We start from the raw sequence: 8,910 nt of genomic DNA, 5'->3' as shown, positions 1-8,910 counted from the left end.
GTGCTCCAGATCCGCCGCCAGCTGCCCTTCGCCCTCCGCCGGCAGGGCGAACAGCAGCCCCCGGCGATCCAGGAACGACGGCACGACTAGGAGGCCCAGGCCGGTGCCGGCACGCTGCAGGAAACTTCTTCTGGTCCAGTGGGACATGGTGACCCCCGTTGCGGCGCACCCCTGCCTGAGGGTGTGCCATCCTTGGGAATACGCAACCGGCCCGCTCCAGGGTGCAGCGGGCCAGGGCTCCCGCAGCAAGACCCTCTTCCCAGAACTAAGCCCTTGTCAATATGATCATTGGCTGTTCCAGGTCAGCGCGTTTCGGGTCCCCTGGAAGACCTCCGAAATGGCCGGGGATCACTCGATTCCAGGAGCCAGGAGGACCTGGAACTTACTGCTCAGCGAAGTCGTCGAGGCATAGAGGCGGTCGGCCTCCGGCCGGCGACCGCGGCCGGACCCGAATTGGAGTAGATTCCGGCCGACACCCTCGATTCCCGGCGGCAACGGAGCCGCCAAGCCCCATCCCAGATCGGAGAATCGAACATGCCACGACCTGCGCTTCGTCTCGGAGCGGCTCTCGTGGCGCTGGCCGCGGCGCTCTGCGCCAGCGCCGCGGCGGCGCTGGAGGAATGCCGCCTCACCCGCCAGCCCGATATCCAGGGCGACCGCATCGTCTTCGTCTACGCCGGGGATCTATGGACCGTGCCGCGTTCGGGCGGCATGGCGCAGCGGCTCACCACCCATCCCGGCGTCGAGACCTTCCCCAAACTCTCCCCCGACGGTCGCACCGTCGCCTTCACTGCCGAGTACGACGGCAACGTCGACGCCTTCACCGTGCCCATCGAGGGCGGCGAACCCCAGCGGCTCACCTGGCATCCCATGTCCGACGCCGTGGCGGAGTGGTATCCCGACGGCAAGTCGCTGCTGCTGCGCTCGCCGCGGGCCTCGTCGATCCTGCGTTACAGCCGCTTCTTCAAGATCGCCGCTAGCGGCGGCTTCCCCGAAACGCTGCCGCTGCCCACCGCCGGCTACGCCACCTTCGCTGCCGACGGCTCCCGCATCGCCTACGTGGCGCCGGCGTACGACAACCGTACCTGGAAGCGCTACCAGGGCGGCTCGGCGCCCAACATCTGGACCTACGACTTCGCCCACAACGTCTCGGAGCAGATCACCAACTGGCCCGGTTCCGAAGAGTGGCCCATGTGGCACGGCGACACGATCTACTACTGTTCCGACCGCGACAGCCGCACCGCCAACCTCTGGGCCTACGACGTGACCAAAAAAACGCACCGGCGCGTCACCCAGTTCGACGAGTACGACGTGAAGTGGCCGAGCATCGGCGGCGATGCCATCGTCTTCGAGAACGGCGGCTACCTCTGGGTCCTGGACTTGCCGTCGGAGAAGCAGACGCGCCTGCAGGTGCTCGTCCCCGACGACAAGCCGGAGATGCGGGCGGAGCTGCGCAACGTGGAGCACTGGACCACCGACTTCGATCTGTCCCCCAGCGCCAAGCGCGCCGTCCTCGAGGCCCGCGGCGATCTCTTCACCGTCCCCGCCGAGAAGGGCGACGTGCGCAACCTGACCCAGACGCCGGGAGTGCGCGAGCGGGCGCCGGTGTGGTCCCCCGACGGCAAGTGGATCGCCTACCTGTCGGACGAGAGCGGCGAGTACGAGGTGCACGTGATCGGCAGCGACGGCAAAAGCCCGGACCGCCAGGTGACCAAGGGCTGCGATACCTACCGCTTCCACCTGCGCTGGTCGCCGGATTCCAAGAAGCTCGCCTTCGACGACAAGACCATGACGCTCTGGTACTGCGACGTGGAGAGCGGAAAGATCACCAAGGTGGACAAGTCGGAGCACGGGGAGATCGGCGAATTCCGCTGGTCCCCGGACTCGCGCTGGCTCGCCTACGTCAAACCGTTCTCCAACTGGATGCCGCGCGTCGTGCTGCACTCCGTCGCCGACGGCCGCAACACCCCGGTCTCCTCCGGGATGACCGAGGACTTCGGCCCCAGCTTCTCTCCCGACGGCAAGTACCTCTACTTCCTGTCGCGCCGCACCTTCACGCCCCTTTTCGGCAACTTCGAGTTCGACTTCCAGTTCCGCGCCACCGACGGCATCTACGTGGTGACGTTGCAGGACAGCCTGCACTCTCCCGTCGGCCCGCAGAGCGACGAGGAGACCGGCGAGGCCGCCGAGGACAAGGCCGACAAGAAGGATGGCGACAAGGACAAGAAAGGTGACAAGGACAAGAAAGACAAGAAGGGAGACGCCGACAAACCCGTCGAGGTGCGGATCGATCTGGATGGCATCGGCACGCGTGTCGCCCAGGTGCCAGTGCACCCCGGCCGCTACACCGGCCTCACCGCCTGCGCCGACAAGCTCCTCTTCGTGTCCCAGGCCGATCCGGACCCGGACGCAGAGGACGCCCCCACCGGCAGCATCCACGTCTTCGACCTGGAGAAGCGCGAAGACAAGGTGATCGTCGCCGGAGTGGACGAGCACTACGCCGTCTCCAAGGACGGCGGCAAGCTGCTCTACCACGCCAAGGACAGCTTCGGGATCATCGAGACCAAAGCCGACCAGAAGGTCGGTGACGGCGAGATCGAGAGCGGCACCTTGATGGCCACGGTGGACCCGAAGCAGGAGTTCCTGCAGATGTTCCACGAGGCCTGGCGGCTGGAGCGCGACTTCTATTACGACCCCGCCATGGGGGGCCTGGACTGGAAGGCCGTCGGCGAGCGTTACCAGCAGCTGGTGCCCTATGCCGCCCACCGCGCCGATCTCAACTACATCTTGGGCGAGCTCATCGGCGAGCTGTCCACCTCGCACACCTATGTGGGCGGCGGCGAGTTCCCCGATGTCGCCCGTGTCGGCGTCGGTCTCCTCGGCGCCGACTTCGAGGTGGACGCTGCGAGCGGCGCCTACCGCTTCGCGCAGGTCTATCGCGAGCGCGACTGGAACAGCAAGACCCGGGCGCCCCTCGGCGAGCCCGGCGTGCAGGTGCGCCCCGGTGACTACCTGCTGGCGGTGAACGGCCAGCCGGTGCGCGCGCCGCAGGACGTCTACGCCGCTTTCGTCGGCACCGTCGACCGGCAGACGACGATCACCGTGGGCAGCTCGGCGCGGGACACCAAGCCGCGCACCTACTCGGTGCGGCCGGTGGAGAGCGAGCAGTCGTTGCGCTACACCGCCTGGGTGGCCGGCAACCGCGCCAAGGTGGAGCAAGCGACGAAAGGACGCATCGCCTACATCCACGTGCCCAACACTTCCGTCTGGGGCATTCAAGAGTTCGCCAAGCAATTCTTCCCGCAAGCCGACAAGGAAGGCATCATCGTGGACGAACGCTTCAACGGCGGCGGCTTCGTCCCCGACTTCTTCGTCGAACGGTTGTCGCGCACGACCTGGGTGTACTGGTCCCAGCGGGACGGCGCCGACTGGCGCACTCCGTTCCCCGCCGTCGACGGCCCCAAGTGCATCCTGGTGAACGAGTACGCCGGCTCCGGCGGCGACGCCTTCCCCTATTACTTCCGTCAGGCGAAGCTCGGCCCCATCATCGGCAAGCGCACCTGGGGCGGCCTCGTCGGCATCAGCCACCGGCTGCCCTTCATGGACGGCGGCTCGGTCACCATGCCGGATTTCGGGATGTGGGATCTGCAGGGGCAATGGGCGGTGGAGAACCACGGCGTCGATCCGGACATCGAGGTGGAGAACACCCCGAGCGCCATGGTCTCCGGCCGCGACCCGCAGCTGGAGCGGGCCATCCAGTACAGCCTCGAGCAACTGGAGAAGAACCCGCCACGGCGACCGCAGCGCCCGCCCTACAAGACGCAGGTGCGGACGCCCTGAGCCCGGGATCACCCGGGCCCCTGGGAGCGCACCAACCTAGGAGTCGTGGCCGTCGTCGTCGCCATGGTGGCGGCGGCCGCGGAGGCACTCGTCGTCGCCGAGCTTGGTCTTGTACGAGCGGATCTGGCCGCTCCGGCGGTCCACCTTGACCTTGATGCGAGCCTCGCGGCACTCGCACTGTCCGGTGAGATCGACCCGCCAGCGCTGGCCGTCGCGCTTCACGTTCTGCACGTGGAGGTCGCCGCACTGGCGCGCCACGGCCTCGGCGACCGCGATCTCCGCCGCCTGCCGCTGGGTGACGTCGCAGCACATCCCGGTCGGCCCGGGCATCGGCTGCGGCGCTGGCACCGGTTTGCGACTTTCCAGAACGACGGTGCCCGTACAGCCCGCCAGGCACAAGACGACGAGGAATCCTGCTGCGATCCGCATTGCCCACCTCCTGGGAGCGTTCCGGGAACGGCGCTCCAGCGCAGCATCCCGGACAGCGCGCAACGACGAAGAAGAATGGGATCCGACCGAGGATGAGGCTGCGAGGAGCATGCCAAACGCGGCGGCGGCCTCCCCGCTGTCGAGGAGGCCGCCGTACAGTCCGGGCACCGAACTGCTTCGACTCAACGGAACAGGTTCTTCACCACACTCCAGGTGCTGGTCGTGACCGCCGTCGGTTTGACGCAGAGCGTGGGTTTCCTGGCATTGATGTTACAAGGGATCCCTTCGACGCAGATCTTGGTGAACGCCGGAAAGTCGCAGAGCACGAGGAGAGGACAGTCGAAGTCCGGTCCCCCCGTGGGGGCCGCACGCTTCTCGATGTGGAACTGCAGATCCTCCTCCACGGCGTTGGCGAGCACGAGGACACTGTAGAGGACGACGAACCCCGCTTCCTCCCGCTTGCAACGGAACCCCACCGTGACCCCGTCGCCCAGGGGATCGCCGACGGTCAGCATGTCCGGCGCCGCCACCGGGAAGGTGCTCCAGGAAGCAGGTACGCCGGTGAAGCGGAACTCGGCGCCGGCGATGCCGCAGGCGCTCATCTCGTCCATCTTCGCCACCACGTACACCGTGTCGGGCCGATCCGGGAGGATCGTGCCGCTGCAATTGTTGCCGAACATGTCGAAGTAGAGACCCACCGAGCCGGCATTGCCGTTGGCAATCTGATTGGCTCGGATGCTCTTCTTGAGGGACAGGTCAGCGCGCACGGCTTCGACGCTGGGACCTGACGCGGCGGCGCCGGAACAACCGAAGGCGCCCCGCGGTGTCGGCTCCTTGCCGTGGTAACCACCCCGATCGACGAGATCGAGGCCGAAACGGCCCGTCGTCTGCACGGGGGTGACCTGGACATTGTCCAGATTGCGGATGTCGAGCGGCACCTGGCTGCGGTTGCAGAAGCCGAACCAGGTTTCGACGGGCTCCGCGGTCAGCATGCCCTGACCATCGCAGGACAGGCGGAAGCTGGCGAAGACGTTGATCGGCGTCCCCGGACCAGCGATTTCTTCCCAGCGGCCCCAGCGGTAGTGCAGCAGCGGATGTTCGTCGCCGGCTTCGTCCTTCACCACGATGGTGAACATCACCCGGGAGGGCAGGTCCATGTCGCCCACGCTGGCGAAGAAGGACACGCCGACGAGAGTGCTCTGGGGTGCTTGGGGAACGTCGCCTTGGTAGGACCATTCCTCGTGCCGGATCGAGCTCAGCGCCGCGGCCTCATGCCACGGCAGTGCGAGCCCGACCAGGACCACGAGCAGGGAAAGGAGGGGGCACGATCTCGAAGCGGCCATCGCTCGCCTCCCCACACATGACGATGTGTCCGAATTCGATCGCCCACGTCGTGGACAAGCAGGTGCGAGGAACGGGCGCAGGGTGGAAGCGCGCCCGGAGGGGAATCTTCGTTGCCCGCCCGCAACAATGGCGCCGCGGTGATTATCGACCTCCGGGGCCGGGAAAGCAACGCCCTGCGGGTTGCCATCCGACCGCCCCGAGGCGCATGTTCATCATGCCTGGAGGCAGCCGGCCGCGCGCCTCCCCACCCTGCAGCCTGGAGGAACGCACCATGATCCGGGTCGCCCGCTCGCTCGCTCTCGCCGCCGTCCTCGCCGCCACGCTCACCGCCCTTGGGGCGCTCCCTACCCTGGGCGAGCCGCCGCCTCTCGTGCCCCGGGCGCTCTTCCTCGGCAATCCGGTAAAGACCGGAGCCACGGTGTCGCCGGACGGCAAGCGTCTAGCCTACCTGGCGCCTTCGGACAAGGGCGTGCTCAACGTCTGGATTCGCACCGTCGGCGGCAAGGACGACCGCATGGTGACGCAGGACGAGAAGCGCCCCATCCGCACCCATTTCTGGGCGGAGGACGGCCGGCACCTCCTCTACATGCAGGACGTGGCGGGCAAAGAGAACTTCCACTTGCACGCCGTCGATGTGGAGAAGGGCGGCACCCGGGACCTCACCCCCTTCGAGGGAGTGCGGGCGACGAACCCCGAAATGCAGCGCGAGCATCCGAACGAGGTCCTGGTCGGACTCAACAAGCGCGACAAGCACTTCTTCGACATGCATCGCCTCGACCTCACCACGGGCGAGGTGAAGCTGGACACGGAGAACCCCGGCGACGTGGAGAGCTGGGTGGTGGATGCCGGCTTCGTCGTCCGCGGCGCCCTGGCGCAGAACCAGAGCGACGGCCGCCACATCATCCGGGTGCGCGATACGGCGAACTCACCCTGGCGTGATTTGCTCAGCGCCCCCAACGATGACGTCCTCGAACCGGTGGATTTCAGCGCCGATGGCAAGAGTCTGTTCGTGGAAACTTCCCTCGGCACCGATACCAACCGTCTCGTGCGCGTGGACCTGGCCACGGGTAAGGAAGTGGAGGTCCTGGCCACGGACCGGCGCTGCGATGTCGGCCCCTTCTTCGTCCAGCCCGACCGCCATGTCGTGCAAGCGGTGGGCTGCAACTACACGCGGCTCGAGTGGAAGGTGCTGGACCCGAGCGTGCAGGACGACTTCGCGGGCCTGAAGAAGGTGCGCGACGGCGACTTCATCATCAGTGGCCGGGACCGGGCCGACAAGACCTGGATCGTGCGCTACACCCTGGACGACGGGCCCGTGGCCTTCTACGCCTGGGACCGGACGGCGAAGAAAGCCACCTTCCTCTTCGTCATCCAGCCCGAGCTGGAGAAGGTGAAGCTCTCGAAGATGGAGCCCGTGGTCATCCCGGCCCGCGACGGCCTGCCCCTGGTGTGCTACTTGACCAAGCCTCTCGGCGGCGCCACCGAGAAGCTGCCCATGGTTCTCTACGTGCACGGCGGACCCTGGGGGCGCGACACCTGGGGCTACAACTCCGCGGTGCAGTGGCTGGCGAACCGCGGCTACGCCGTATTGCAGGTCAACTTCCGCGCCTCGACCGGCTTCGGCAAGAAGTTCGTGAGCGCCGGCAACCTGCAATGGGGCGGCGCGATGCAGGACGATCTGAGCGACGCGGTGGCCTGGGCCACGAAGCAAGGCATCGCCGATCCGCAGCGCATCGCCATCATGGGCGGCTCCTATGGTGGTTACGCCACCCTCGCCGGCCTCACCTTCACGCCGGAGCTCTATGCCTGCGGCGTGGACATCGTGGGACCGTCGAACCTGAAGACGCTCCTCGGCGCGATCCCGCCCTACTGGGCCACGGATCGCAAGACCTTCGAGCTCCGCATGGGCGCCGTGGACCGGGATTCGCTGCTGAACCAGAAGATGTCGCCGCTCTTCCACGTCGACAAGATCCGCTCGCCTCTCCTCGTCGGCCAGGGGCTCAACGATCCCCGGGTCAACGTCCGCGAGTCGGACCAGATCGTGGCGGCGATGCGAGCGAAAGGCTTGCCGGTGGAGTACGTGGTGTACACCGACGAGGGCCACGGTTTCGCCCGGCAGGAGAACCGGCTCGACTTCTACGGCCGGGCCGAGGTTTTCCTCGCCAAGTATCTCGGCGGTCGCGCCGAACCGTTCACACCGGTCCCGGGCGCTTCGGCAGAGGTACGCGAGCCGGTCACGACTCCGCAAGCGTCAGCAGGTCGTTGAGGACGCCGTAAGCGGTGTCGGAGAGTGTCGGCTCCTCCTGCGCCACGAGGATCGGACCCATGAGGTCGGTCTCGAGGCGTACTACCGAACCGTTGCCGCTCAGGGTGCAGAAGGGATGCGCGGCGGGGAGCTCTTCCAGGGCCACGCGGGTGCGCACCTGCCCAGCGTCGCGCCAAGCACGGCAGACGAGCTTGAGCCTCTTGCCGCGCGAGAGCACCTCCCGCACCCGCTCCGGTGTGACCGCGGTGATGCCCTCTCTTTCCACCGCGAAGGGCGTCTGCATCGCGCCCATGAGGGCGTTGGCCAGCACCGTGATCTTCGCTGCCGCGTCCCAGCCTTCCAGGTCGTGACGCGGATCGGCCTCGGCGAAGCCCTCGGCCTGCGCCGTGGCCACCGCTTCCGGGAGGGAAACGCCGTGCTCCATGGCCTGGAGCACGAAGTTCGTCGTCGAGTTGAGAATCCCCGAGACCGCCTGCAGCGTGCAGCCCTTGAGCGAGCTCCCCACCAGGTTGAAGAGCGGGGCGCCATCCATGACGGCGGACTCGTGCAGGAGCTGCACGCCCTGGGCCTGGGCGAGCGCCGCGAGCTCCTGGTAGGCGAAGGCGATGGGCCCCTTGTTGGCGGTCACCACGTGGCGGCCGCGCCGCAGCGCCTCGCGCAGGTGGGAAAGGGCCGGCTCGCCCTGCTCACGGATGGAAAGTACGGTGAGCTCGACGAGGACATCGTAGTCCAGCGTCCGCACCGCCTCGAGAGCCTGAAGGGATGTGTACTGAGGGTTCTCTTTCGCGAAGCCGCCGCGGGTACGGTATGCCGTGAGCGCCGACGCCAAGTCGAGAGCGGCGCCAGGTGCCGCCACCAGCGCGCCGTGGGAACGGGTGACGATGCCGCAGAGTTCCAGGTCGAGGCTGTGGAGGCCCGGATGTTGGGGGCGCTCGACGGTCAAGATCTCTGCCAGCTTGCGGCCCACGTTGCCGAACCCGAGCAGCAGCGCCCGCATCGCCTCACCCTTCCACCGCCCGGCGCGCCGGCGT

Annotated in this window: 5 protein-coding genes; 2 read left to right on the top strand and 3 right to left on the bottom strand. The window is 67.4% G+C overall.

The features are described 5' to 3' along the window. Window positions 1-534: 534 nt before the first annotated feature. The gene (locus VFE28_05800; protein HZM15497.1) at window positions 535-3,840 is read left to right on the top strand and encodes a S41 family peptidase; all 3,306 of its coding nucleotides are present in this window, start codon (window positions 535-537) and stop codon (window positions 3,838-3,840) included. A gap of 36 nt (window positions 3,841-3,876) precedes the next feature. Here the strand turns inward: VFE28_05800 and VFE28_05795 are convergent, their stop codons facing one another. Together VFE28_05795 and VFE28_05790 are read right to left on the bottom strand one after the other, a co-directional pair. Further along, a complete protein-coding gene (locus tag VFE28_05795; protein HZM15496.1) occupies window positions 3,877-4,269 on the bottom strand; it encodes a hypothetical protein in 393 nt (130 codons plus the stop codon). A gap of 182 nt (window positions 4,270-4,451) precedes the next feature. Then, window positions 4,452-5,612, bottom strand: coding sequence for a hypothetical protein (locus tag VFE28_05790; protein ID HZM15495.1), 1,161 nt, complete (start codon window positions 5,610-5,612; stop codon window positions 4,452-4,454). A 272-nt stretch (window positions 5,613-5,884) separates the two neighbouring features. Between VFE28_05790 and VFE28_05785 the strand changes: the two genes are divergently transcribed. Beyond that, window positions 5,885-7,879, top strand: coding sequence for a S9 family peptidase (locus VFE28_05785; GenBank protein ID HZM15494.1), 1,995 nt, complete (start codon window positions 5,885-5,887; stop codon window positions 7,877-7,879). On the opposite strand, the gene VFE28_05780 is transcribed toward VFE28_05785, so the two are convergent. Then, window positions 7,848-8,876, bottom strand: coding sequence for a homoserine dehydrogenase (locus VFE28_05780; protein ID HZM15493.1), 1,029 nt, complete (start codon window positions 8,874-8,876; stop codon window positions 7,848-7,850). The genes VFE28_05785 and VFE28_05780 overlap by 32 nt on opposite strands. Window positions 8,877-8,910: the final 34 nt, after the last annotated feature.

This window comes from Candidatus Krumholzibacteriia bacterium (assembly GCA_035649275.1).
In the GTDB taxonomy this organism is placed as follows: Bacteria; Krumholzibacteriota; Krumholzibacteriia.
The sequence above is the reverse complement of the archived record's forward strand: the minus strand, read 5'-3'. Positions and strand labels throughout refer to the sequence as shown.

Coding starts and splice junctions, on each gene's coding strand:
- VFE28_05790 (HZM15495.1), bottom strand. CDS start 5,612: ATGGCCGCTTCGAGATCGTGCCCCCTCCTTTCCCTGCTCGTGGTCCTG.
- VFE28_05800 (HZM15497.1), top strand. CDS start 535: ATGCCACGACCTGCGCTTCGTCTCGGAGCGGCTCTCGTGGCGCTGGCC.
- VFE28_05785 (HZM15494.1), top strand. CDS start 5,885: ATGATCCGGGTCGCCCGCTCGCTCGCTCTCGCCGCCGTCCTCGCCGCC.
- VFE28_05780 (HZM15493.1), bottom strand. CDS start 8,876: ATGCGGGCGCTGCTGCTCGGGTTCGGCAACGTGGGCCGCAAGCTGGCA.
- VFE28_05795 (HZM15496.1), bottom strand. CDS start 4,269: ATGCGGATCGCAGCAGGATTCCTCGTCGTCTTGTGCCTGGCGGGCTGT.